Source organism: Haloarcula limicola (assembly GCF_010119205.1).
Taxonomy (GTDB): Archaea; Halobacteriota; Halobacteria; order Halobacteriales; family Haloarculaceae; genus Haloarcula; species Haloarcula limicola.
The window spans coordinates 1242501-1268125 of record NZ_WRXM01000001.1 but is presented as its reverse complement, the minus strand read 5'-3'; the positions used below and the strand labels follow the sequence as shown (position 1 = coordinate 1268125).

The 25625-nt window shown below is 69.3% G+C and carries 22 protein-coding genes and 1 tRNA gene; 12 read left to right on the top strand and 11 right to left on the bottom strand.

What is annotated here, in order from left to right:
• Positions 1–50: 50 nt before the first annotated feature.
• From GO488_RS06485 to GO488_RS06465, 5 genes are all read right to left on the bottom strand, one after another.
• On the bottom strand, positions 51–1187 hold the full coding sequence (locus tag GO488_RS06485) for a TAXI family TRAP transporter solute-binding subunit (protein ID WP_162316968.1): 1137 nt from the start codon (positions 1185–1187) through the stop codon (positions 51–53).
• A 191-nt stretch (positions 1188–1378) separates the two neighbouring features.
• On the bottom strand, positions 1379–2200 hold the full coding sequence (locus GO488_RS06480) for a fumarylacetoacetate hydrolase family protein (RefSeq protein WP_162316967.1): 822 nt from the start codon (positions 2198–2200) through the stop codon (positions 1379–1381).
• Positions 2197–2544 carry a cupin domain-containing protein gene (locus tag GO488_RS06475; protein ID WP_162316966.1) on the bottom strand — a complete coding sequence of 116 codons (348 nt, stop codon included), beginning with the start codon at positions 2542–2544 and terminating at the stop codon, positions 2197–2199. Before GO488_RS06475 ends, GO488_RS06480 begins: the two co-directional genes overlap by 4 nt.
• Positions 2541–3329 (bottom strand): SDR family oxidoreductase, encoded by a 789-nt coding sequence (locus GO488_RS06470; protein WP_162316965.1) that lies wholly within the window; start codon positions 3327–3329, stop codon positions 2541–2543. Before GO488_RS06470 ends, GO488_RS06475 begins: the two co-directional genes overlap by 4 nt.
• 61 nt (positions 3330–3390) lie before the next feature.
• Entirely contained in the window at positions 3391–4689 is a 1299-nt protein-coding gene (locus GO488_RS06465; protein WP_162316964.1) for a nickel pincer cofactor-dependent isomerase, group 22, read from the bottom strand.
• 93 nt (positions 4690–4782) lie between these two features.
• Here GO488_RS06465 and GO488_RS06460 point away from each other — a divergent pair, with 93 nt between their 5' ends.
• The gene (locus tag GO488_RS06460) at positions 4783–5892 is read left to right on the top strand and encodes a mandelate racemase/muconate lactonizing enzyme family protein (protein WP_162316963.1); all 1110 of its coding nucleotides are present in this window, start codon (positions 4783–4785) and stop codon (positions 5890–5892) included.
• The gene (locus GO488_RS06455) at positions 5889–7106 is read left to right on the top strand and encodes a mandelate racemase/muconate lactonizing enzyme family protein (RefSeq protein WP_162316962.1); all 1218 of its coding nucleotides are present in this window, start codon (positions 5889–5891) and stop codon (positions 7104–7106) included. Before GO488_RS06460 ends, GO488_RS06455 begins: the two co-directional genes overlap by 4 nt.
• A 40-nt stretch (positions 7107–7146) precedes the next feature.
• Here GO488_RS06455 and GO488_RS06450 read toward each other — a convergent pair whose 3' ends face one another.
• Positions 7147–8112 carry a D-2-hydroxyacid dehydrogenase gene (locus GO488_RS06450; protein ID WP_162316961.1) on the bottom strand — a complete coding sequence of 322 codons (966 nt, stop codon included), beginning with the start codon at positions 8110–8112 and terminating at the stop codon, positions 7147–7149.
• Positions 8113–8166: 54 nt separating this feature from the next.
• Positions 8167–9417 carry an MFS transporter gene (locus GO488_RS06445; protein ID WP_162316960.1) on the bottom strand — a complete coding sequence of 417 codons (1251 nt, stop codon included), beginning with the start codon at positions 9415–9417 and terminating at the stop codon, positions 8167–8169.
• Positions 9418–9567: 150 nt separating this feature from the next.
• Here GO488_RS06445 and GO488_RS06440 point away from each other — a divergent pair, with 150 nt between their 5' ends.
• On the top strand, positions 9568–10344 hold the full coding sequence (locus GO488_RS06440) for an IclR family transcriptional regulator (protein ID WP_162316959.1): 777 nt from the start codon (positions 9568–9570) through the stop codon (positions 10342–10344).
• A 632-nt stretch (positions 10345–10976) separates the two neighbouring features.
• Here GO488_RS06440 and GO488_RS06435 read toward each other — a convergent pair.
• The gene (locus tag GO488_RS06435) at positions 10977–11939 is read right to left on the bottom strand and encodes a hypothetical protein (RefSeq protein ID WP_162316958.1); all 963 of its coding nucleotides are present in this window, start codon (positions 11937–11939) and stop codon (positions 10977–10979) included.
• A gap of 262 nt (positions 11940–12201) precedes the next feature.
• Between GO488_RS06435 and GO488_RS06430 the strand changes: the two genes are divergently transcribed.
• From GO488_RS06430 to GO488_RS06395, 8 genes are all read left to right on the top strand, one after another.
• A complete protein-coding gene (locus GO488_RS06430; RefSeq protein WP_162316957.1) occupies positions 12202–13620 on the top strand; it encodes a sulfatase in 1419 nt (472 codons plus the stop codon).
• A gap of 6 nt (positions 13621–13626) precedes the next feature.
• Positions 13627–14037: a GtrA family protein gene (locus GO488_RS06425; protein ID WP_162316956.1), complete on the top strand. Its 411-nt coding sequence runs from the start codon at positions 13627–13629 to the stop codon at positions 14035–14037.
• 71 nt (positions 14038–14108) lie between these two features.
• Complete coding sequence (locus tag GO488_RS06420) at positions 14109–16100, top strand: hydantoinase/oxoprolinase family protein (protein ID WP_162316955.1); 1992 nt, start codon at positions 14109–14111, stop codon at positions 16098–16100.
• On the top strand, positions 16097–17785 hold the full coding sequence (locus GO488_RS06415; protein ID WP_162316954.1) for a hydantoinase B/oxoprolinase family protein: 1689 nt from the start codon (positions 16097–16099) through the stop codon (positions 17783–17785). Before GO488_RS06420 ends, GO488_RS06415 begins: the two co-directional genes overlap by 4 nt.
• A 30-nt stretch (positions 17786–17815) precedes the next feature.
• Positions 17816–18679, top strand: coding sequence for a DUF4129 domain-containing protein (locus tag GO488_RS06410; RefSeq protein ID WP_162316953.1), 864 nt, complete (start codon positions 17816–17818; stop codon positions 18677–18679).
• 94 nt (positions 18680–18773) lie between these two features.
• Positions 18774–19688, top strand: a complete 915-nt coding sequence (locus GO488_RS06405) for a DUF4129 domain-containing protein (protein WP_241692902.1) — start codon at positions 18774–18776, stop codon at positions 19686–19688.
• Positions 19685–21538 carry a DUF58 domain-containing protein gene (locus tag GO488_RS06400; protein ID WP_162316951.1) on the top strand — a complete coding sequence of 618 codons (1854 nt, stop codon included), beginning with the start codon at positions 19685–19687 and terminating at the stop codon, positions 21536–21538. Before GO488_RS06405 ends, GO488_RS06400 begins: the two co-directional genes overlap by 4 nt.
• Positions 21535–22011 carry a DUF7519 family protein gene (locus GO488_RS06395; RefSeq protein WP_162316950.1) on the top strand — a complete coding sequence of 159 codons (477 nt, stop codon included), beginning with the start codon at positions 21535–21537 and terminating at the stop codon, positions 22009–22011. Before GO488_RS06400 ends, GO488_RS06395 begins: the two co-directional genes overlap by 4 nt.
• Here the strand turns inward: GO488_RS06395 and GO488_RS06390 are convergent.
• Positions 22008–22955, bottom strand: a complete 948-nt coding sequence (locus GO488_RS06390) for an AAA family ATPase (protein WP_162316949.1) — start codon at positions 22953–22955, stop codon at positions 22008–22010. The genes GO488_RS06395 and GO488_RS06390 overlap by 4 nt on opposite strands.
• 96 nt (positions 22956–23051) lie before the next feature.
• On the opposite strand from GO488_RS06390, the gene GO488_RS06385 reads away from it, so the two are divergent.
• Positions 23052–23136 (top strand) — tRNA-Ser (locus GO488_RS06385).
• A 42-nt stretch (positions 23137–23178) separates the two neighbouring features.
• On the opposite strand, the gene GO488_RS06380 is transcribed toward GO488_RS06385, so the two are convergent.
• Positions 23179–23655 (bottom strand): hypothetical protein, encoded by a 477-nt coding sequence (locus GO488_RS06380; RefSeq protein ID WP_162316948.1) that lies wholly within the window; start codon positions 23653–23655, stop codon positions 23179–23181.
• Positions 23656–23726: 71 nt separating this feature from the next.
• Entirely contained in the window at positions 23727–25589 is a 1863-nt protein-coding gene (locus GO488_RS06375) for a DUF2070 family protein (protein WP_162316947.1), read from the bottom strand.
• Between the last annotated feature and the right edge of the window lie 36 nt (positions 25590–25625).

Sequence of the window (25625 nt, the reverse complement as noted above, 5' to 3'; positions counted from 1 at the left end):
CCGTGTATCACTCAGCGCCCGTTACCGGGGGAGACCGCGCTCGGCATCGCTCACTCACCGACCGTGAGGCTGTCGTCCCACGCGTCGTTGTCCTTGTAGTACTGGGCCGCGCCGGGGTGGACGGGGATGCTCTCGCGGGCGGACCCGTACATCTCCTCGACGTTGGCGAAGTCGTTGAACTGCGCCTCGCCCTCGTTGACCACGTCGTTGTTCTCGTAGACGACGCGGCAGAGCTCGTAGACGGCCTCGTTGTTGGCGTCCGGGTTGAACGTGTAGTTGACCTCGAGGTCCCAGTGGAACAGCTCGTCCGTGTCGAACTCCAGGTTGCCCAGCTGCCAGTCGCTGTACGGCGTCGTGCTGGCACCGGCCCCGCCGTAGGACTCGGCGGACTCCTTGAGCGCGTCGGTCGGCTCGACGTAGTGGACGTCGAGGCGGGACGCGATCTCGGTCACCCAGCCGGTGTAGCGGACGCCGGGGGTCCCGTAGGCGATACAGGCGTCGATGTTGCCCTCTTCCATCGCGCCGGGGGCGGAGTCGACGCCCATGTTCTGGATGTTCATCTGGTCGTAGACGTCGGCCGTCGGGTCCTGCGACCAGACGTCGAGCGTCGTCGCTCGCGTCGAGTAGCCCGGCTCGGCGGGGTAGACGTTCGCGCCCGCGAGGTCGGAGAACGTCTCGATGCCCGTGCCGTCGCGGGCGATGACGTAGATGCTGTACGGGAACGCGTAGAACCCGTAGTGCGGGATGCGCTCGACGGCCTGCTCGGAGAACCGGCCGCGCTCCTCCTGTGCCTTGAGCAGGGAGTTGTTGTCGGTGATGCCAGCGTTGAACTGGCCCTGGGCCATCCGGTAGATGGTCCCGATGTATCCGGGGCTCTCGATGGTCGAGTAGTCCAGCGAGTCGCTCGTCTGGCTGACCGCGCGTTCGACGGCCAGGCCCACGTCGCGGGTCCCGCCGGCGGAGGTCCCGACGCGCAGCGAGAGGTTGCCGCTGCCGCCGTCGCCGCCGTCGCCACCGTCGCTGGTGCCAGTGCCGGTCGACCCGCCGTCGCCGCCGCTGCCACCGTCGCCGCCCGATCCGCCGTCGCCGCCGTCACCGCCGTCGCCGCCGCAGCCGGCCAGGCCGATGACGCCAGCGGTTGCCGCTCCGTACAGGAATTTGCGTCGCTGCATATTCTCGTCTGACATCGTCATTAGTGGGCACTACCGGCATCCTTAACAATCTATCCATTTGGTGCATGAATATTCGTTGGCAATATTCCGCCGGTCTCGGGAGTTCCTGTCGTCGAAAAAGGTCGAAATACGGCGAAAGCACCGGAGAACGGTGCTACGGGGATTCGAGGTGCCACGCGACGGTCGAGTGCGTCGGCGGGACCGAATTATCGCGTCACGGGCGCATCGACGCTCCCGATGCCTTCGACGGTCGCGCGCACGTCGTCGCCGGGTTCGATGGGTGCCGCGCCGGGGGTCCCCGTACTGAACAGGTCGCCCGGTTCGAGCGTCATCACGTCCGAGTGGAACGAGACGATCTCCTCCGGGGGGAACAGCATGTTCCGAATCTGGTTCTCGGACTCGACGGTGTCGTTGACGACCGTCTGGACGGTCACGTCGGTCAGGTCCAGCGGCTCCTCGGGGACGGCGATGGCCGGGCCGACGACGAGGAAGGAGTCGTAGCTCTTCGCACGCGTGAGGAATCGCGGATTGCGCTGGAGCACGTCCTCGGCGGTCATGTCGATCACCGGGAGGTAGCCGGCGACGACGTCGTCGAACTCGGCCTCCGAGACGCCGCGACAGGTCTTCCCCATCACAACGGCCAGTTCGGCTTCGGCGGTCACGCGCTCGCTCTGGGACTTCGGTGGCAGGCGGATCGGCCCGCCCGGCCCGGTCAGCACCGTCGAGGGCTTCATGAAGCTCGCCGGCTCGTCCGGGCGCTGCTCGTCTAGATCGCCGGCGTGCTCGGCGTAGTTCAGCCCGATGCCCCAGAGCTTCCCGAACGCTTCGAGCGGCGGCCCGAACGTGAAGTCGGCGGCTGGCATCCGCTCCGCGTGTGCGTCCGCGACGTCGCCGAGCGTCCCCGCGGCGGCCCGCGGGAGCGCCTCGCGGACGCTATCGAGGTCTGACTCGACCGCGCTCAGCGGGACGAATCCCTCGTCGTCCCCGAGCAGCGGCCGCCCGCTCGCGGTGCGTGCGAGGTAGTTCATTCCTCTCGGTTCGTCCAGAAGTCGAACGAGCGCCCCGGCGCGAAGACGTCCAGTCCGACCGCCAGTTCGTCGCCCGTGTTCTCGACGCGGTGGGCCTCGTTCGATTCGAGCAGGACCGAGTCGTTCGGCTGCAGAGTGACCTCGTCGTCCTCGGTGGCGACGGTGAGTTCGCCCTCCAGGCAGAGGCAGACCTGCTCGTTCTCGTGGTCGTGCATCGGCGAACTGTGGCCCGGCGGCTTCTCGAACCACTCGAAGGAGAACTGGTCGCTGCCGGCCATCGAGACGCGCCGCCACCCGTCCTCGGGCTCGTAGGTCTCTGCCTCGTCGAACGGGACGGGTTTCATAGGTTCGCCCCCGTCGACCCGCCGTCGATAGGCAGCGCGGTGCCGTTGATGAATCCGGACATCGGAGAGGAGAGGAACGCGACGGTGTTGCCCAGTTCCATCGGGTCACCGATGCGCTCTAAGGGGTTGCCGGCCCAGCCCTGCAGGCCCTCCTCGTAGGAGTCGTACTCGCCGCGGTCGACGGCGTCGTTCACGAGGTCCTGAATCCGCGAGGTCTCGTGGGGGCCGGGGAGGACGGCGTTGGCCCGCACCTCGGGTGCCAGCTCCTTCGAGAGCGTCTTCTCCAGGCCGATGACGCTCATCCGGACGGAGTTCGACAGCACGAGGCTGTCAAGCGCCTCCTTCACGCTCCGGGAGGTGATGTTGACGATGGTCCCGTGGTCGCTCTCCTGGAGGTGCGGGGCGGCCTCGCGCGCCAGTCGGACGACGCTCATCACGAGCAGTTGGTAGGCGTGCTCCCAGTCCTCGTCGTCGGTGTCCATGAACGCGCCCGACGGCGGACCGCCAGCGCTCGTCACGAGGTGGTCGAGGCCGCCGAACTCCTCGACGGTCGCCTCGACGAGCGCGACCGTCTCGTCCGGGTCGGTGAGGTCGCCGGACTGGGCGAGCACCTCGCCGGTCGCGACCTCTTCGACTTCCTCCTTCGCCTCGGCCAGTCGATCCTCGTCGCGGCCGTTGATGACCACGTTCACGCCCTCGCGGGCGAGCGCCTTCGCCGACGCCTTGCCGAGTCCGCTTGACGACGCTGTCACGAGCGCTGCGTTCCCGTCTAGTTGCAGGTCCATGTGAGACCCAATCAGGGTCGAGCCTGAAAATGTTTCCGTAGAGGCAACCTCGGCGACGGGGTCACTCTTCGGTGAACGCGGCGGTCCCGTCGGTGAAGGAGAGCGTCGCGTCCTCAACGACCTCCGCGGCGTCGGGCAGGTCGGGAAGTACCGCCTCGGAGACGTGTAACTCGCCAAGGTCCTGCGTGTTCTGTATCCAGAGGACGCGGACCGTCTCCGGGTCGTAGCCGCCGAGGGCCGACAGCGCCGCCCGCAGGGCGAACTCGTCGTCCGGCGCGACGACGGGGAGTTGCCCCTTCGCGAGCGAGCCGCTCGTGAACGTGTTCGCGTAGGTCTTCCGGAGGTCCAGTTGGTCGAGCGCCGCTTTGCGGGTGAGGTCGGCCAGCCCGATGCCGATGCCGTTGCCCTTCGTCGCCTCGGTGAGGCCGCGGGCGTAGATGATATCTATCGAGGGGGTCTCGGGGTCGGGCGCGTTGAGGACGCGGTAACGGCCGATGACGTTCGTGTCCATCCCGGCCCCCGAGATCTCCTTGCCGAGTTCGTCGACGACCAGCAGGTCCACGTCGTCGATAGGGAGGGTCGGCATCTCCTCGTAGGCCCGCTCCAGCAGCGCGGGTTCGCGCTCGATGAACGACCCGGCCGGGACGGCCTCGACGCGGGCGATCTCCTCGTGGAAGTTCTCCACGAGGGCGATGCCGCCGACCAGCGGGGCGGCGTCCTCGATGGCCGAGAGCGCGGGCTTCAGCGTCTCCAGGTACCCCTCGGCGATGGCCGTCGAGTGGAAGGACTTCGCCCCGCGCTGTTTGCCCAGGCCGACGACGGCCATCTTCGTCAGCCCGCTCTCGACCGGCCCGGTGAAGTTGGTGTGTGCCTTGACGCGGTTGACGACGAGGACGGCGTCGGCCTCCAGCGCGGCGACCGAGAGGTGGACTGGCATCTCCGTCTCGCCCACGGTCACGGTCGCCACGCGCTCGGTGTCCATCCGGGCGTCTATCGCGGCGTCCAGCTCCGACTCGGTGATGCCGAGCGCCTCCAGCACCTCCCGCTGGCCCTCGGGGGTCGCCCCGCCGTGGCTTCCCATCGCCGGGACGACCACCGGGTCGAAGCCGCGCTCGGCGAGTTCCCCGACGACGGCGCGCGTGACGTCGTCGATAGCGTGGATGCCGCGGCTCCCGACGCCGACGGCGACGGTGGCCCCCTCGGACAGACCGTCGAGCGCGAGGGCATCGAGTTCCTCCCGAGCCGCGTCGGCGGGCTCGGCGACCGTCTCGACGGGCGGTTCGTAGCGGACCCGCGCGAACGACGGGAGCGGCTGCGGGTCGATGAGGTGGTCGACGTCACTGCGGTCGGGTACGTCCATACCGGCGTGTATCGACCGAGACGTACAAATGTGCGGGTGGTAAGTATTGCCGCGACGGCGGGCTATTACTCCGTGTGTCGCGGCGCTGTGTCTATGGAAATCGTAGATGTAGAATCGTATCCGATAGAGATCCCGCTGGAGTCCCCGGTCTCCTTTTCGAACCGGACGCTCACCTTCCGCGACCACGCGATAACGCACGTCCGGACGGCCGACGGCCGAGAGGGCGTCGGGTACTCGCTGGGCTACGAGGGGGCCGGCCTCATCTCGGAGGCCGTCGAGTCCCTCCTCGAACCGATACTGCTCGGGGAGGACCCGCGAGACACCGAGCGGCTCTGGCAGGAGATGTACGAGGGCAACGTCCAGATCGGGCGGACGGGGCTCTTTCTGCGGGCCATCTCGACGGTCGACATCGCGCTCTGGGACCTGAAGGCGAAGGCCGCCGACGAGCCGCTGTACAAACTGCTGGGCGGCTACGCCGACTCGGTCCCGTCCTACGCCAGCGGCGGCTACTACCGCGACGACAAGGGTCACGAGGGCCTGCGCGAGGAGATGCGCCGGTATCTCGACGAAGGTCACGACGTCGTCAAGATGAAGGTCGGCCGCCGCTCGGTCAGCGAGGAGGAAGCGCGCGTCGCCGCCGTCCGCGAGGAGATCGGCCCCGACCGGACGCTCTTGCTCGACGCGAACGGCGTCTGGTCCTCCGCGACCGAGGCCATCCGGGCCTGTCGCGCCTTCGAACCGCACGACCCGTACTTCATGGAGGAACCGGTGATGATCGACAGGGTCGAGACGATGGCCGAGGTCAACGACGCCATCGACTACCCGGTCGCGACCGGCGAACTCGAAGGGACGCGACACAACTTCGCCCGCCTCAACGACACGGGCGCGGCGACCGTCCTCCAGCCGGACGTGACCGTCTGCGGCGGCGTCACGGAGTGGCTCCGCATCGCCAACTACGCGGCCGCCTACGACATCCCCATCGCGCCCCATTACAACTGGAACATCCACGCCTCGCTCCTGGGGGCCATCGAGAACGGCCTCTGGATCGAGTACTTCTACCGCGACATGGACGTGAAGGTGTTCGACGACGTGGTGGCCGAACCGCTCGCCCCCGACGACGACGGAATGATTCCCCTGCCGGAGACGCCCGGCCACGGTGTACCGCTCGATGACGACGCGCTCGACGAATTCAGAACCCAATGAGAGATTACTCAGACCAGATAGCGAACCGCGACCCGGACCGCGACGTAGAGATAACCGACATCAAGACCTGCGTGGTCGAAGGCAACTTCGAGTGGAACCTCATCAAGGTCGAGACCGACGCCGGCGTCACCGGCATCGGCGAGTCCTACCGGGGCGGGGGCGTCCCAGAACTCGTCGAGTACACCAAGCGGTTCCTGCTCGGGGAGAACCCGCTCGACGTGGAGCGGCTCAGCCGCTACATCTTCCAGGAGATGTCCGGCCACGGGGGGACGACCGGCAAGGTCGTCACGGCCGCCTCGGGCATCGAGGTGGCGCTGTGGGACGCCGCCGGGAAGATCCTCGGCCTCCCGGTCTACCAGTTGCTCGGCTCGAAGTACCGCGACGAGGTGCGCCTCTACTGCGACTGCCACGCCGGCGAGGCCTACGCCGTCGAGGACGGCGCGACGGCCTACGCCGGGGCCGAGGCGTACTCGCCGGAGGCGTACGCCGCCGAGGCGGCCCGCGTCACCGACATGGGCTTCACCGCACTGAAGTTCGACCTCGACCTGCCGGCCGACAACGACCCCGACCCGTACAACGGTCGTCTGACGAACGCGGCCATCGAGGAGAAACGCGAGATCGTCGAGGCGGTGCGCGACGAGATCGGCTACGACGTCGACCTCGCCTTCGACTGCCACTGGGACTACTCCGTCGAGAGCGCGAAGCGACTGGCCCACGAACTGGAGGAGTACAAACTGATGTGGCTCGAAGACCTCGTGCCGCCGGAGAACATGGACGCCCAGAAGGAGGTGACGAAGAACACCAGGACGCCGGTCGCCACCGGCGAGAACCGCTTCCGGGTGTTCGAGCTCTCGGAACTGGTCTACGACCACGGCGTCGACGTCATCACGCCGGACCCGACGACGGTCGGCGGCCTCGCCGAGACGATGCGGGTCGCCGACCGGGCCGAAGAGAACTACATGCCGATGTCCCCGCACAACGTCTGTAGCCCGGTCGGGACGATGGCCTGCGTCCATCTCGGTGCGGCGACGCCGAACTTCGACCTGCTGGAGTACCACGCGCTGGAGGTCGACTGGTGGGACGACATGCTCGCCCGCGACGAGCCGCTGATCCAGGACGGCTACATCGAAGTGCCCGAGGAGCCCGGACTGGGAATCGAACTGGACGAGGACGTCGTCGAGGAACACCGACTCGAAGGGACGAGCGGGTTCTAATACCCGCCGCCCTGCGGTCGCCGCTCGCCGCCCGCCGCGCTCAGGCTACCTGATTGCGGAGTTTCTCGTACGCTCCCGATTCGGCGACTCGCTCTATATTCTCCACTAAGATGTCCGCTCGGCGCTCCCAGTACTTCGGCGTGTGTCCCGAGACGTGCGGCGTGAGGAAGACGTTCTCGAACCCCCAGAGCTCGTGGTCGGTCGGGAGCGGTTCCGGGTCGGTCACGTCCAGGGCCGCGCCGTGGATCTTGTTCGACTGCAGCGCCCCGACTAACGCTTCCGTATCGACGACGCCGCCGCGGGCGACGTTGACGAGGACGGCGTCGGTCGGCAGGGTACCGAGTTCGGTCTCGCCGATCAGCTGTTCCGTCGTCTCGGTCAGCGGACAGGAGAGGACGAGCACGTCCGTTCGGGCCAGCGCGTCGTCGAGATCGCCGTAGCCCAGCACCTCGTCGGTCGGCCCGCCCTTCGAGGGGGTGTGGCGCACGCCGAGCGTCGTCACGTCGAACCCCGAGAACCGCTGGACGATGGCCTCGCCGATGGACCCGAGACCGACGACGGTGACGGTGCTCCCGGCGAGTTCGGCGAACGACTGGAACCGCCGCCACTCCCGCCGTTCCTGTCGACGCCGGCCCTCGTCCAGTCGGCGAGCGAACGTCAGCACCCAGCCGAGGACGTGCTCGGCGATGTTCGGCCCGTGGACGCCCGAGGCGTTCGTCACGGCGACCCCCCGTTCGGCGAGCGCGTCGAGCGGCAGGTGCTCGACGCCGGCCGAGTTACAGGCGAACAGGCGGAGGTTCTCGGCGGCGTTGAGGTCGTCTCCGTCCAATCTACTCCCAGCGACGACGGTCGCCGTTTCGAGCAGTCGCCGCCGTTCGGAGGGTGTATCGGCGAGGCTGACGGTGTAATCCGGGAGTCGCCGCCGGAGAATGTCGGCGTATTCAGCGGCGGGGATCCCGTGTGCGTCGTGGTCGAGGACCGCGATGTCGGGTGTGTCGGTGGGCATGTGTTCTGTCGAAGGTAGTCGGAGCCGACCGACAAAGTACCCGCGGTCGCCCCGCTAGGCATCTACCTGAATCGACGGCGAGACGCTCATGAGGAGCAGACAGGCGACGCCGACGCCCGCCCCGACCGCCGCCGTCGCGATACCGACCAGTCGGACCGAGGAGACGAACCCGAACTGCGGGTTCAAGACGGCGATGGCGGCGCCCATGAGGATCGGCGTCACCGTCGCCGCCGCCCGGCCGCTCCCCTCGCTGAGACTCACCAGCCCGCCGCGGAGGGTCGGCGGCGCGAGCGACGTGATGACGGTCCGGTATATCGAGAGGACGACGCCGAAGCCCAATCCCATGAACACGACGCCGGCGACCGCCAGCCAGAGCGCGTCGGCGAGGAAGACGACCGCGAGACCGGCGCCCAGCGAGACGTTCATCGCGACGAGCGGATACAGCCGGCGCTCGAAGTGCGCGGTGATGCGACCGGCCTGCGTCGCGGCGACCGCGTAACTGGTGCTGGCGAGGGCCGCGAGCACGCCCGCCTGCGCCGGCGTCCCGCCGAGGCCGTCGACGACGACGATGGAGTTGTAGGTGAGGAAGCCAAACCACACGAGGTTGGCCGAGCCGCGGGCGACGACCATCGTCCACGCTCGCCTGTGCGAGACGAGCGTCCAGAGGTCGGCGAGCTGCGCCTTGAGCGGCCGTCCGTCGTCGGTGTCGGCGTCCGAGTCGATCGGCTCCTCGAACCAGACGTAGACGACGGCGGCGATGGGGAACGCGATGGCGTACAGGAGGAACGGGTACTGCCACGCGAGACCGACCAGCAGCCCGGCGGTGAGCGGGAAGACCGTCTGGGTGATGCCGGACCCGGTGAAGCGAAAGCCCTGTGCCGTCGCCTCCTTCGTCCCCGAGTAGAGGTCGCCGATGCTGGTGATGATGACCGGCGTGAGCGCGGCGAAGCCGAACCCCTGACAGAACCGCAAGAGCAGGGCGGCCTCGAACGTCGAAACGAGCGAGATGGCCGTGCCGGTGATACCGAACCAGAGGAGTCCGAAGAGGATGACGGGTCGTCGTCCGTACCGGTCGGCGAGGACGCCGGTGATCGGGATGACGACGACGGCGGGCGCGGTGAACGCCGACATCATCAGCCCGATGTTCGCCGGCGTCGCGCCGAGCGGCTCGACGAGCGAGTTCAGCACCGGGGAGAGAAGTGCGGTCCCGAGCGGCGGGAGCATGTTCGTGAGGAACAGCAACTGAAAGGGGCGTTCGCGGATGACGCCCGCGTCGGTCCCGGCGATAGATGAGAGCGATGCCACGGGTCCGACCACTCGACTGAGCGAATTAAATCTGACTATCAGTCGGCCGCCCGGTAGCGGTACGACCGCCGCGCGAGGCGAGTCCGCGACCGCCCGCCCCCGTTCGAAGTCGTCGAACACTTTTTATTGTCGAGGATACATTGACCGCGTATGGGAATGCAAGCCGGCGACGAACTGCCCGACTCGGTCAAGACGGCCCAGACGCTGTTCGACGTCGTGCAGTTCGTCAAGGAGGAGGAGGGGACGACGCTCCCGGAGATGGCGGCCGAACTCGACTACGCGAAGAGCACGATTCACCGCCATCTGCGGACGCTCGAACACCTCGGATACGTCGTCGAGCGAGACGACGGCTATCGGGTGGGGCTCCGCTTTCTGGACATCGGCGTGACCGCGCGGAACAGCTACTGCGGGTACAAACTCGTCCGCGACAAGGTCGAGGAGATCGCCAGCGAGACGGGCGAGCGCGCGCAGTTCTTCGTCGAGGAACACGGCGAGGCGGTGTATCTCGCCCGGTCGGTCGGAACCCACGCGGTCCACACCGACCCGGGAATCGGGAGCCGAATCCCCCTCTACGCCGCGTCTGCGGGGAAAGCGATCCTCGCGGAGCTCCCGGAATCGGAGCTGTTCGAAATGGTCGAACTGATGGACTTCGAGCCGATGACCGAGCACACGATAACGGACCCGGACGAGCTGTTGCGGGAACTCGACGAGATCCGCGACCGCGGATACGCCTTCAACCGCAACGAGTCCCTGCAGGGGACACACGCCGTCGGCGTCGCCATCTGTGATTCGAACGATGACGTCATCGGCGGACTCAGCGTCACGGGCCCCTCTCACCGACTGAAGGGCGAGCGGTTCGAGACGGAACTGCCCGACCTGTTGCTCGGGGCCGCGAACGAACTCGAACTCAACATCGCTCACTCGTAGCTCTCATCCCCTTCTATAGCCGGTAGACCGGCTCGACTGTCTCATTGCGTATCTGTCGGCCAGCGGCGGCAGTCGTCGCTTTCCACTCCCGTTCGAAGACCTCGAATACGAACGACCCGTCGCTAGTATCGCGGGAGGACCGACGTGACCGATCCCTGGTTCGTGTGTGCAATTCTCACGGACCTTTCTGACTGATATAACAAATGTACCTTTGTTATCAAGAATGCGGATGTCGTCGTCGAGCTCACGGAGCGTGCTGGCACGGCGGTTTCGTGGGAGCTGAACGCTCAACCGACTCGATACGGCCGATTCGACGATGTCGAACGACGCGTCGCCGTTCGCTGTGTTTACTAAAGTACCGCGAAGCGGTATCGGAAAAGCGCTCGGTAGCGCTCGGATCCACGTATTCCCGAAAAATAGGACTAAATCTAAGTAAATAGATATATAATATCCGACTACGTACACAAATTAGGTGAAAACTGAACTTCTTTCTCGGATATGATAGTACTATATCTGGAGTAGATATATCTTGGTACATATGTGGACAAAATTAACCGATTCGTGTGAAATATCGCGACACAGAGAAATAAATCGGAGGCGAGGGCGGATCGCGAACGACCGACTCGGGTGCGCTACTCGCTGCCGTCGACGTACAGCCGGCAGTCGTAGTACGCGCCGTCGTAGGCGAGATACTGCGTCTCGTAGGCCTCGCTTTCGCAGTTCGACCGCGTGCAACCGAGCGCCTCCCGAAGGCGGAGCGCCGACAGCAGCGACTCGAACTCCGTCGAGAGTGGCATCGTCTCGGTGTACGTCTCTCGGCCGCGCGCTCGCTCGAAAAGGGCGCGCGCGTCCGCGCTCAACTCGTCCGGCGAGAGGCGGACTTCGACGGCGGCGGCGTCCGCGACGTCGGTGAACGCCTCGGGACTGGTCGCCACCTTCGTCGCCGTCGCCGTGTGCTCGGCTTCGACGAGCGTCTCGCGGCGCACGTCGACCCGGAGGACGGTGTCGTGGACCGAGACGTACTCGTGGTCCGGCGTCGGCGCCAGTTCGCTCTCGGTTCGGTCGGCGTAGCGATAGACGTAGCCGCCCTCTTCGACGAGGTCCCAGGGAGCGCCGCCGTCGTACTCCCGGGCGCGAGCGGCGAAGTACGCCGGCAGCACGGCGTGCCGGTCGAGGGCCGGCAGCGACTCGCGCGGGGTCGCGTCCGGGACGTCCCCGTCGCCCGCACGGCCGACCCAGTGCAGTCGCAACACGGGGCGTTCGACGCGTCGGCTCCCGGTGACGACGTCGTGGAGCCGGTAGTACGTGCCGTCGTGTTCGGTGTATTCGCCGTCGGGGACGGCGCTGTGCCCGGAGACGGTGTAGCGTCCGCCGGTGACCGCGGCCGCCCACGCGTCGCGGCGAGTGGCGGCGTACGGGTCGTCCTCGTTCGGTCCGGGTTTCCACCGGACGATCTCGGCGAGCGGGCGGTCCGGCGTTTCGACGTAGAGCGCGTACTCGACGCCGGGATTCGACCGGAGCGAGTCACAGCCGGCCAGCGAGGCGAGACCGGCAGACGTCGCGCCGATAAAGGTTCGGCGGTTAGTGGAGGGCATCGAGTGAGGTGTTCGCGAGTGACCGCCTAAAACTATCGATTGAAAAACACGACCGCCCCCGACTTACACGTAATCGCGGGACGGCGACGTGGTCCGGTGTCCCGGCGTCCGCCGCGCTCGAAGCCGAGCGACACCAGAACATTCAGTACTGCCGGCCGCGTTGGGGGGCGTATGCACGATTCGCGTGGCGCAGCCGCGACGGCGACGTCCCCTCCGCCGTCGTCGCCGCGCCACCCCTTCCCCGGAAAGGGAGGTGGCACCGATGCCGGGTGACGTGAACAACGTCGTTCTCGTCACCGTCGACTCGCTGCGGGCCGACGCGCTCGGCGGTCCCGACAGCGTCTCGCCGGTGTTCGACCGGCTCGCCGAGGAGGGCGTGGTCTTCGAGAACGCCATCGCTCACGGCAACTGGACCCCCTTTTCGTTTCCCAGCGTCCACGGCTCGCGGCCGGTGTTCGACGAGGGGGGAGACATCGGCGTCGCCTCGACGCCGACGCTGGCCGAACGGCTCTCGGAGGCCGGGCTCGCCACCGCCGGATTCAACGCCGCCAACGGGTTCCTGACCGAACACTGGGGGTACGACCGCGGCTTCGACGAGTTCGAGCCGTTCGTCGAGAGCGGCGTCTACAGCAAGTACCTGGCCGCCCACCCGACCGTACAGGCCTGGGCCCAACTGCTGGCGTCGCCGTTTCGCCGCGCCGCCGCGATCCTCCGGGGCGGGTCGGACGAACGCCCCTTCGCCGACGTCTCGCGGATGGGCGACCTCGAAGACCGGGCGACGGCGTTCCTCGAATCGGCCGGGGAGGGCTTCTTCCTCTGGGTGCATTACATGGACACCCACACGCCGTACGTCCCGGCCCCGCGACACCTCCGGGAGGTCTCGGACACGCACTTCGGCCTGTTCCGAATGCTCGGGGCACACGCCCGGACGGGGCTGGGCTGGGACGTCGACGAGAAGCGACTCGGCACGCTCCGGACGCTGTACGACGGGACGATCAGACAGGTGGACGCGAGCGTCGGCCGACTGCTCGAGACGCTGTCCGGCGAGGGGCTGGCCGACGAGACGGCCGTCGTCGTCGCCGGCGACCACGGCGAGGAGTTCTTAGACCACGGTCACCTCGCACACTACCCGAAGCTCTACCGCGAACTCGTCGAGGTGCCGTTCTTCGTGACGCACCCCGACGGCGAGAGCGGGACGGTCGAGCGACCGGTCGGGCTCGACGTGATTCCGCCGACCGTCTGTGAGTTGCTCGGCGTCGACCCGGCCGAGGCGTGGGAGGGCGAGTCCGTCGCGGCCGCGCTTTCCGGCGAGGAGATCGAGGACCGGAGTCCGATACTCTCAGTCGCCGTCCGCGGCGAGAGCGTGACGAGCCAGCCGATCCCGCGCCGCCTCGACGACGGCGAGTTGCTCGTCAGCGCCCGCGACGCCGACTGGACCTACATCGAGCACGCCGAATCGGGCCACCGCGAACTGTACGACCGCCGCGAGGACCCGACAGAGCGGCGGGACCTCTGTGCGGAGGGGGTCGCCCCGCCGCCGGTCGTCGACCGACTCTCCGCGGCCGTCGCCGACCACGTCGCTCGACTCGAAACGGCGTCTGACGCCGATTCGGGGGGCGGAGACGCGGAAGAAGCGTCAGACGAAATTGCGGCACGCTTAAAAGCACTCGGTTACAAGTAGGCCGACATGTCGTACGCCGTCGCAACCTCACCGCGACGACAGCGACTCCTTCGGTTCTTCCTCGTCGGTCTGAGCGCGGCGGCCGTCCAGACGGTGCTGCTCTGGGCGTTCGTCGACATCGGCGGGCTGAACTACCTGTTCGGGGCGTTCGTCGCCATCGAGATCACCATCCTGTTCCAGTACGTCCTCAACAACGCGTGGACGTTCCACCGCTCGAAACACACCTCGCGCCGGGAGTACATCGTTGGGATGGGGAAGACGAACCTCGTCCGGGGCACCGCCATCCCCCTGCAGTTGGGCATCCTCTACGCCCTGGTCTCGGCGACCGCGATCGAGTACCTCATCGCCAACGCCGCGGCCATCGCCGTGACCGGGCTCTATCGGTACGCGCTCGACGCCACGTGGACGTGGAACTGACGCGATGACGCGACGGGACGAAATTTGCGACGACGCCCACCGTTTTTGCCGCCCCCGATCCGAGTAGTCGCATGGACGATTCGGTTCGACTGGGCGTCGACGTCGGGGGCACGTTCACCGACGTCGTCCTCGTCGCCGGAGACGGGGTGACGACGGCGAAGGTGCCGACGACGGATCCGCAGCACGAAGGGGTCTTAGCGGGGGTCGCGACGGCCTGCGAGCGGGCCGGCGTCGATCCCGACTCCGTCTCGCGCTTTCGCCACGCGACGACCGTCGTCACGAACGCCCTTCTGGAGGAGGCGGGGGCCGAGACGGCGCTCGTGACCACCGACGGGTTCGGCGACGTGCTGGCCATCGGGCGGCAGGACCGCCCGGAACTGTACGACCAGTCGGTCGCGCGACCCGACCCGCTGGTGCCCGCAGAGCGCCGCTACGAACTCGACGAGCGCGCGACGACCGACGGTATCGAGCGCCCGGTCGACCCCGACGCGGTCCGGGACCTCGCGGGCGATATCGAGGCCGACGCGGTCGCGGTGTCGCTGCTCCACGCCTACGCACATCCCGACAACGAGCGACGAGTCGCCGAGATTCTCCGCGGGGAACTGGACGCCCCGGTCTCGGCGAGCCACGAGGTGCTGTCGGCGTTCAGAGAGTACGAGCGCACCGCGACGACGGTGGCCGACGCCTACGTCACGCCGGTCGTCGACGCCTATCTCGGTCGGCTGGTCGAGGGAGCGACCGACCGCGGCCTCCCCGAACCGCGCGTGATGCAGTCAAACGGCGGTATCGCCGACGCCGACGCCGTCCGCGAGCGCGCCGTGACGACGGCGCTCTCCGGGCCGGCCGCGGGCGTCGTCGGCGCGAGCGCGTTCGAACCCGACGACGCGGACGGCGTCGTCACCTTCGATATGGGCGGGACCTCCAGCGACGTCTCGCTGGTCCGCGGCGGCGAGATCGAGCGCACGACCGACGCCGACATCGGCGGCCGGCCGGTCCGGGTCCCGATGGTCGACGTGGAGACGGTCGGTGCCGGCGGCGGCTCGATCGCCTGGATCGACGCCGGCGGCGCGCTCAGGGTCGGCCCGCGCTCTGCCGGCGCGGACCCGGGTCCGGCCTGCTACGGACGGGGCGGCACCGACCCGACGGTGACGGACGCGGCGCTCCTGCTGGGGTATCTCGGGCCGGACACGACGCTCGGGTCGACGCTCTCGCTCGACGCCGACGCGGCCCGAGACGCGCTTTCGGCACTCGCAAACGACGCGGGCCTCGACGGACCGGTCGCGGCCGCCCGCGGCGTCTACCGCGTCGCGAACGCGACGATGACCCGGACGATACGCAGCGTCACCGCCGAGCGGGGCGACGACCCGCGCGAGTTCGCCATCGCCGCCTTCGGCGGCGCGGGACCGATGCACGCCGCGGCGCTGGCCGATCGCCTCGGCGTCTCGACGGTCGTCGTCCCGCGAGCCAGCGGCGTCCTCTCGGCGCTCGGCCTGCTCGCGGCCGACGAGCGCCACGACGCCGTCCGAACGTTCCGCGCACGCCTCGACGGTGTCGACCCGGGGTCGGTCGAAGCCGTCCTCTCGGACCTCGAAGAGAGCGTCCTCGCCGAGACGACGATGCCCGAGGCGGCGACGGTCACGTTCGAGGCCGACTGCCGCTACGTCGGTCAGAGCCACGAACTCGGCGTCGGTATCGAGGACTTCGACCGCGCGACGCTCGCCGCGCGCTTCCAGGCGGCCCACGAGCGGGCGCACGGCTACCGCCTCCCCGAGACCGACGTCGAACTCGTGACGCTCCGGGCGACCGCGACCGTCGCTCACGCGATGCCCGACCTCACTCGCGCCGCGACCGCCGACGCGGATCCGCAGACGGGGACGCGCGACGCCTGTTTCGGCGAGGCGCGGCACGAGACGCCGGTGCTCGACTGGAACGCGCTCGCGTCCGGCACCGACCGCGACGGCCCGGCTATCGTCGAGGGCGGTGAGAGCACCGTCGTCGTCCCGCCGGCGTGGTCGCTTTCCGTCGACGGCCGCGGCACGCTCCGGCTGGAGGGGGACGCATGACGGCGAGCGACGGCCCTGCCGACTCCGAACTCGACGCGATAGAACTGGAAATCCTCCGCAACCAACTGGAGAGCGTCGCCGAGGAGATGGGACAGGTGCTGATTCGGGGCGCGTTCTCGCCGAACATCACCGAGCGCCGAGACTGCTCGACGGCGCTGTTCGACGCGGCGGGCGAGCTCGTCGCGCAGGCCGAGCATATCCCGGTCCATCTGGGCGCGATGCCCGAAGCCGTCGACGCCGTTCTCGACAGCGACCCGGATCCCGGCGACGTGTTCGTCCTCAACGACCCCTTCGAGGGCGGGACACACCTCCCGGACGTGACGCTCGTCTCGCCGATAGTTCCCGACAGCGAGGCGCTCCGCGCCTCGACGCGGTCGAGCGGCTGGAGAGCGCGAGACCGCGAGATCGTCGGCTACGCTGTCTCGCGCGCCCACCACGCCGACGTGGGCGGGATGGCTCCCGGGAGCATGCCCGCGGGCGCGCGGGACATCCAGCAGGAGGGGCTTCGCATCCCGCCGACGCGGCTCGTCGCCGACGGCGAGCGACGCGAGAGCGTCTGGAATCTGCTCTCTGCGAACGTCCGCAATCCCGAGGAACGGCGGGCCGACCTCAGCGCGCAACTGGCGGCCAACGACCGCGGGGCCGAGCGCGTCGGGGACCTGCTCGCCGACCACGGCGACCGCCTGTTGGCGGCGTTCGACGCGGTGCGGGCGTACTCCAGAGAGCGCGTCGAGGCGGAACTCCGGGCGTTCCCCGACGGCGTCTACGCCGCGAGCGACGTATTGGAGGGCGACGGCGTCACCGACGCGGACATCCCGATCGAGGTGACGGTGACCGTCGACGGTGCGACCCTCGACGTCGACTTCTCGGGGACCGCGCCGCAAGTCGCGGGCAACGTCAACGCGCCGCTGTCGGTCGCCAAGAGCGCGGTGTACTTCGTGGTCCGGTCGGTCACTGACCCCGACGTGCCGCCCAACGCCGGCTGTTACGACCCCGTGACCGTGCGCGCGCCGCCGGGGTCGCTGCTAAATCCCGAGCCGCCGGCGGCCGTCGTCGGCGGCAACGTCGAGACCAGCCAGCGCGTGACCGACGTGGTGTTCCGGGCGCTCGCGGAGGCGGTGCCCGACCGCGTTCCGGCGGCCGGGCAGGGGACGATGAACAACGTCGTCGTCGGCGGTCCCGAGTTCAGCTACTACGAGACGGTCGGCGGCGGGATGGGCGCGAGCGCGGACTCCGACGGCCCCTCAGGCGTGCAGGTCGGGATGACGAACACGCTGAACACGCCCGTCGAGGCGCTGGAGGCGGCCTATCCGCTCCGCGTCGATGAGTACGGCCTGCGGTCCGGGAGCGGCGGCGATGGCGACCACCGCGGCGGCGACGGCCTGATTCGGGAACTCACCGTCGAGGCGGCCGCCACCGTCTCGCTGTTGACCGAGCGCCGCCGTCACGCTCCGTGGGGGCTGGCGGGCGGCGACGACGGCGACCCGGGTCGGAACTTCATCGACGGCGAGGCGGTGCCCGCGAAGGTGACCCGCGAGGTCGAGGCGGGGACGACGCTCAGAGTCGAGACGCCGGGCGGCGGCGGGCACGGTCGAGCGAGCGAGACCGACCGGCGGACGGGCGGGGACGACGACGGAACGGCCGCCGACGGTGAGTCCGGGACCGCTCCCGACGACGCGGCGTAATTTTAACGCCCGGTGGTTCGAACCCCCGCTATGTCCCGCCGTCTCGCCGTCGCGCTCGCCTGTCTGCTCGCGGTGCTGGCGCTGGTCGTCGGCGCGCCGGCCCTGAAGACGCCGACGGGGTCGGCGGATAGCGACGCGGAGCGTATCGGCGCCGGGCAGCGGGGGCCGTCCCAGAGCGCCCCACTGGACGCCTCGCCGACCGCGAGCGGGTTCGTCATGGTGACTCTGCTGGTCGCGCTGGTCGTCGCGCTCGCGTACGGCCTCCGACAGTACCGCCGGAGCGACGCCGTCCTCGCGGCCGCGACGACAGTCGGGCTGACGGCGCTGGCCGCCGCCCTCGTGGCCGCCGAGTGGAACCCGACCGTGGCCGGGGCGTTCACGGACGGCACCATGGACCAGTCCGCCGTCGACTCGACGACATCGGTCACTCCGGGACCGGACTCGCTGTGGCTCGTCGGCGCGGTCGGTTCGTTCGCGCTCGTCGTCCTGGCGGGCGTCGTGCTCTTTCGCGCGACGGACGCCGAGACGTGGGCGGCGACGGACGGCGACACCGAGACGGGAGACGGTGCGGCGACCGAGGACCCGACGGCACTCGGCGAGGCGGCGGGCCGAGCGGCCGACCGCATCGCCGACGACGCGCCCCTGGACAACGTCGTCTACCGAGCGTGGCGCGAGATGACCGACGCGCTGGACGTCCCAGACCCCGAGACAAGCACGCCGGGCGAGTTCCAGGCGGCGGCCGTCGACGCCGGGATGGACTCCGAAGACGTAGCAGTGTTGACGGACCTCTTCGAGACGGTTCGCTACGGTGATCAGCCCGCGACTGAGGAACGCGAGCGGCGGGCCGAGCGAGCGCTGCGAAACGTCGAGCGGACCTACGAGAGGTCGCTGTGAACCGTCCGCGACGGTGGATCCAGAGCCGCAGGTCTATCTGCGAAGTAAAACAACATAACGATTTTATGACCAGTTCTCGATGAACACCGTATCGATGGCTACACGGCGCAGCATCGCGGGTATCACCGTACTGACCCTCCTCGCGCTCGTCGTCGGCGCGGGAGCCCTCGGTGACCGCCCCACCGGGAAGGCGAGTCCGTCGGCCGAATCCCCGGGAAACGGGCTCGTCCAGCTGAAAGACGACGCCGACCGGTTGGTCGCACAGGCCACATCGGTGTCGGCTTCCGAACAGTCCTCGCCGCCGGGCGAAGCGCCGTCGGCGAGCGTATTCGTCGTCCTCGCGCTGTTCGCCGCAGACCTCGTCCTCTGTTACTACCTCGCGGCTCGACACAGCCGCGAGGACGCGGTCGTCGCCGTACTCGGGATCACGCTGGTGGCCGCGGCGGCGCTCGTCTTCGCGATGACCGACTTCGGCGGCGCGAGCCGGGCCGTCCCCCCGCTCTCGGACGGTGCTGGGAGCGGTCTCCTCGACCCGGCGGCGTCGGCCGCGTCGGAGCGGACAGTCCTGCTGGTGGCGCTGGGAGCGCTCTCGCTCGCCGCTCCGCTCGCGGCTCTCGCGCTCCGCGGGACCGGTACTGAATCGTGGACGCCGACGGGCGACGACGGCGAGGGGACTGCCGACGACACTCGCGAGACCCACGGCGAGGTCGCAGCCGTCGCGGGCCACGCCGCCGACCGCATCGCCGACGACGCGCCCCCCGACAACGCGGTTTATCAGGCGTGGCGCGAGATGACCGACGCGCTGGACGTCCCAGACCCCGAGACCAGCACGCCGGGCGAGTTCCAAGCCGCGGCCGTGGACGCCGGCATGGACTCCGAAGACGTAGCAGTGTTGACGGACCTCTTCGAGACGGTTCGCTACGGCGACCAGACAGCGACCGAGGAGCGCGAGCGACGGGCCCAGCAGGCGCTGCGAAACGTCGAACGGACCTACGGAGGGGCGTCGTGAGTTATCGCCGTCGGGCGGCGCTCGCCGTCGGCGTCCCCGTCGTACTCGCCGGTCTCTGGGGCGCGACGACCGGGGCATTCTCACTGTCGCTCCGCCCGGGGACGATCGTCTTCGTCGGGATCTTCGCCGTCGGGTTGGGGTTGTACGGTGCGTACAGCCGGCACCGGACGGAACCGCGAAACCCGGTCCTGCGGGACCCCTCGACTCGCGACGTCTCGCCGCCGGAGCCGGCGACCGACGGGTTCGGCTCCGAGCCGACGCGACGCATCGCCCGACACCGGCTGACCGAGGACGTCCGCTCGCTGCTCCGGCGGGCGCTCGCCCGCGGCGACGGCGACACCGACGCCGCGGACGCGGCGCTCGCGTCGGGCGAGTGGACCGACGACCCGTCGGCGAGCGCCGCCTTCGCGAGCGAGGTGGGGCAACGGCGGCAGTACCGCGACCGACTGGCCGCGCGGCTCGGCGGGACGACGCGACTGGCCTACCGACTCGAACGCGCGGCGGCCGGCCTCCGGTCGGTGCTGGGACTCACGGCCGACGACGACGCGCCGCCCGAGCCGCGACGAGCCAGCGGGCCGGGGACGGTCCGGACCGGGCGCTGGACGGGCTTTCAGACGGTACCGCTCGTCTTCGTCGGCGTCGGGATCGTCGCCCGCCGGCCGGGGCTGGTACTGGCGGGGGCCGTCGCCGTCGTCGCGCTGGCGGTCAGCGCCGCCTCGCGGGTTCCCGAACCCGGTCTGACGGTGAATCGCGCCGTCGACGCCGACGACCCGACTCACGGTGAGGAGGTGACCGTGACGGTGCGGGTGCGCAACGACGGCGACCGGACGCTGCTCGACTGTCGCCTCGCCGACGGCGTGCCCGACACGCTCGCCGTGACCGAGGGGTCGGCGCAGTTGGCGACGGCGCTTCGGCCGGGCGCGGCGGCGACCGTCGAATACGCCGTCCGGGCGACCCGCGGCGATCACGCCTTCGACCGGCCGCGGGCGGTCGTCGGCGACGCGGCCGGAACCGCGGCGACGGTGACCGAGCCGACCGTCACCGGCGACGACTCGATTTCGGTCTCGCTGCCGCCCGCGGACCTCTCGGTACCGGTCCGGTCGCGGACGACGCAGCACCGCGGTCGCATCGAGGCCGACTCGGGCGGCGACGGGATCGCCTTCTACGCCACCCGCGAGTACCGCCCGGGGGACCCGCTCTCCCGCATCGACTGGAACCGGTACGCGAGCACGCGCGAGCTCTCGACGCTCCAGTTCCGAGAGGAACAGGCCGCGACCGTCGTCGCCCTCGTCGACGCCCGCCCGGCGGCCTACCGCGCGCCGACCGACCCGTCGCTGGATACGACCGTCGACCGCGCGGTCGTCGCCGCTCGCGGCGTCGTCGGGTCTCGAATCGAGGCTGAAGATCAGGTCGGCCTGGCCGCGCTCTCGACGGAGCGGCTGTTCGTCCCGCCGGGCGGCGGCCACGCACACCGGAGTCGGCTGGAGACGGCGCTGTCGAGCGCCGACGCCTTCGGGCCGACGCCCGCCGACGGCGAGTTCTACGTCGGGCCGACGTTCCGCTGGCTCCGGCGCGAGCTCCCGAACGCGGCGCAGGTGGTCTGCTGTTCGTCGCTCACCGACGACACGGTCGTCCGAACGCTCCGGTATCTGGCCGCCTACGGCCACCCGGTGACGGTCCTCAGCCCCGACCCGGGGACTCGACCGACGGCGGGGGGGACCGTCGCGGCCGCGAAGCGCCTGTTCAGGCTCTCGGACCTCCGACGGCAGGGGATCCCGGTGATCGACTGGCGACACGGGGAGTCGCTCGCGGCCGCCATCGAGCGACAGGGCCGGGAGTGGTCGGCGTGAGGCGAGTCCGACTCGTCGGCGTCGCCGCGGTCGCGGCCGCGCTGTTCGGCGCGCTCGCCGTGGCGACGACCCGTGGTAGTCCGGTCGCACTGGTGGGCGTCGCCGCGGTGACCGGCGGCGTCGTCCGCTCACGCCGCGGCGCGGTGACGGTCGGCGCGGCGGTCGTCGCGCTCGGCGTCCTCGTCGCCGGGGTCCTCGGGAGCGGTACCGTCCCCCTCCTCTTCGGCGTCGCGGCGGCGGTGCTCGCGTGGGACTTCGGCCACTACGCGGTCTCGCTCGACGAGAGCCTGACCGACGGCGCGGTGACGCACAACGCGGAAGTGGTTCGGGTCGCCGGCGGGACGCTCGTCGCCGCGCTCACCGTCGGCGTCGTCTCCGCCGCGGGGCTGACGGTCGCCGTTCCCGCCGCGGACACCCTGACCGCGACGCTGCTGTTCGCGGGGACGATACTGACGGTCTACGCGGTCCGCTAGACCGTTGGGACCGGTACCTGGCCGAGCACGTCCGCCAGCACGTCGCGCTTGTCGACCTGCTCGACGCGGGCGTCCGGGGTCAACACGAGTCGATGGGCCAACACCGGCTGCGCGACGCGCTTGACGTCGTCCGGCGCGACGAACTCCCGCCCCTCGATGGTCGCCATCGCCCGGGCAGCCTCGAACAGCCGCTGTGTCCCGCGCGGTGAGACGCCCACCTCGACGCGGTAGTCCTCGCGGGTCGCCCGCGCGACGTCGGCCATGTAGGACAGCAGGTCGTCGTCGACGGTGATCGTCTCGGGAACGGCGCGCAGGTTCGTCACTTTCTCGTCGTCGAGGACGGCCTCGACGCTCGGGCTCTGTTCGGTGCGGCCGGCCCGGCGGCGCAGCAGTTCGACCTCTCCGTCGCTGTCGGGGTAGCCGATGGAACTCTTCGCGAGGAAGCGGTCGACCTGGGCCTCCGGCAGCTCGAAGGTCCCCTCCATGTCGACGGGGTTCTGCGTCGCGAGGACGAAGAACGGCCGGGGCAGTTCGTAGGTGTCGCCGTCGACGGTGACCTGTCCCTCTTCCATCGCTTCGAGCAACGCCGATTGGGTCTTCGGCGGCGCGCGATTGATCTCGTCGGCCAGCACGACGTTGGCGAAGATCGGTCCCTCCGTGAACTCGAACTCGCGGGTCTGCTCGTTGAAGACGTGCGTGCCGGTGATGTCCGCCGGCAGGAGGTCCGGCGTGAACTGCACGCGCGAGAAGGAGAGCCCGAGCGCCGTCGCCACGCTCTGGGCGGTCAGCGTCTTCCCCGTGCCCGGAACGTCCTCCAGCAGGACGTGCCCTTTCCCCACCACGCCCAGCAGGACCGTCTCGAAGAAGTCGCGGTCGGCGATGACTGCGCTCCCCACCTCGTCTAGGACCTGATTCGACAGGTCACTCGCCTCAGTGACGTCCATACGCGCCCATGTCACGCATCCGGTAAATGCGTATCGAGAACACGGCACCCGACGAATCGAAACGCCTAAAGACCAAACGGCGAAATTGTCGGGTGAGCCGAGGTAGCCTAGCCTGGCCAAGGCGGTTGCTTCGAGAGCAACTGTCCTCACGGACTCAGGAGTTCAAATCTCCTCCTCGGCGCTTCTGTCGACGCTACACGGCGAACGGCGTGTTCAAGCAATCTCAAACAACTGCGTGTGACTGGATTTCGACGGTCCCGTTCCGCTGGACGGCCAACTCGTAGATTTCGTAGTGCCTGACGGTTCGGTTCCACCGAGTCTCGCCGCCCACGCGGATCGCGACGCGGTAGTCTCGCTCTGCGACGAAGACCGACTCGTTCTCGTTGAACTCGGGGGACGTGACGGTCGTGTAGTTCCGGTCGGCGACGACGCCGCGGCCGTCCGTACCGAGTTCCTCGACCGTGAGGCGGACCGGCGAATCCGTATAGAGTGCGAGGTCCACGTCGGCAGTGGTGGCCGGTACCGCACCGGTCACGGTGGCCGTTCGGTCAGCGGCGGGCGCGGGCGTGGGGGTCGGTCTCGGGGCGGCGGTCTGTGCGCCGTCGTCCGTGGCGGCCTCGCCAGTCCCGTCGCCGGGGGCGGGCATGGCACATCCCGCGGTGAACACGAGCAGGCAGACCAGCAACGTTCGGAGGGCCATCGCTCGAAACGAGACAGACTGGTGATAAGTGTTTTCTCCCGGTCGCGGCGCACCGCTCCGAGCGCAACCGCTCAGAGCCCCGCCAGAACGAAGATGAGGACGCTGATGGCCATCACGACGATGATGAACGCGGCCGCGAGCGCGCCGCCCAGCGACACCATCGCGTTGGCCGTCGAGGCCAGCGTCTCGGTGCGGTCGTTGCCGAACACCGTCACTTCGGCCGTCTCGCTGGCCATCCCCGCCTCGACGGGTTCGAGGTCGGCGACGGCGCGCTCGACGAGGTCGTCGACGAGCGCGACCACGTCCTCTTGGGGGATGGCCTGGCCGACCTGGTTCTCGGCCTCGACGGTGTTGACGATGTGGGTGTCGCTCGTCATCACCTCGAGGCGGTCGACGCCCTCGACGGCGGCGAGGATGCGGTCCCGGAGCCCCGGTTCCATGTTGTTGCCGTCGACGAGGACGTAGGCCGTCCGTTCGTCGTTCACCTCGAAGACGCAGACGCGGATCCCCAGCGGGCCGATGCCCTCCTCGGGCTCCCACTGGGTCTCGTCCCACGCGACGCCACAGCGCAGCGGGCCGGTCTCGCTCCCGGTTAGCGTCTCGCCGAGGCGGCCGGTACCGTATATCATGTCGAACGAGCGCTGGCTGCCGGGGACGACGTGGCCGAGGTCCTCGCCGTCGAGGCCGTCGTTGCAGTTGTGGGCGTCCACGAGCAGCACCTCCTCGACGTCGTCGGAGCGCGCCTCGGACATCGCCGAGAGGCCGACGGAGTAGTCCACGTCGTCGGCACAGCCGGGCGCGTACGTCGTCACGACGAAGGCGTTCCCGCCGAAGGCCTGTCCGGTCAGCGTCGCTTCGCCCTCGGTGATGCGGTGACTCGTCGTCGCCTCGGCGCGGTACTCGATGTCCTCGAACGCGGCGTCGGCGGTCTCGAGTATCGTGTCGACCTCGCCCTCGGTGACGAGGTTGAAGTCGTGGCCAGCGGTGGCGTGGGGCGGAAACGCCAGCCCGTCAGACGCCGCCGCGACGCGCTTCGGGAGGTTCCCGCCGCCGATCTCCCCCATCGGCCCGGGATGTATCATCGGCAGGACGAAGCGGGCCTTCTCCTCGCCGCCGGGGCGGCGGACCGAGAGGACGGTCACGGGGACGAGCGCTTCCTCGCCGATGTCCTCGAAGAACGCCTCCAGCTCGTCGGAGCCCTCGGCGATGTGGCCGATGAACCCGCGCAGGAAGTCCAGCGCGGAGACGCCGAGCGAGGAGCGCCACGGGCGGTCGATGGTGACGAGGAAGAGCCACACCGCAAGCGCGTAGAGGGCGCAGATGACGCCCAGAAGCAGGAAGTCCTCGGGGATGAACCCCTGGATCTCCGGCGGGGCGACCTCCGCGCGGGCGAGCGTCTCCCGGAGCGTCGGGTTGTCGAGGAGCAGCGCCGTCGCGCCGCTGTAGACGGCCAGTAACCCCGCCGCCGCGACGGTCTGGACGCTCGCCGGAATCGCCGCCTTCAGCAGGGAGTGCCGGGAGACGGCCATCAGGATGAGCAGGCGAAACGCGAAGATGGAGGCTAACGCGACCAGCAACACGTCGAAGACGAAGTTCTGGCCGAGCCGCGGCGTGAGCACGGCGATGGCTCCCGCGACCGTCAGGAAGGCGATGGTGATGAGTTCGCAGATGAGCGCGAGCAGCGACGCGCGGTTGGGCGTCAACTGGCCGTCGAGCCGGCGGTCGACCCACGGTGTCACCGCGCTGGCGATGGCCGTCGGGAAGCCGATGAAGAACACGCCCTGCCACGCGTCGTCAAGGACGAACCGTGAATCGAAGGCGGCGACGCCGGTGACGGCGGCGATGAACAGGGCGAACGCGAGACTGGAGTACCAGTTCGGGGCCCGGAAGATGAACCGGGAGAGACCGGCGAGGTTCCCCTGTGTCGCGGTCATGTATCGTGTAGAACCGCGCGCCCGCACATAAGCGGG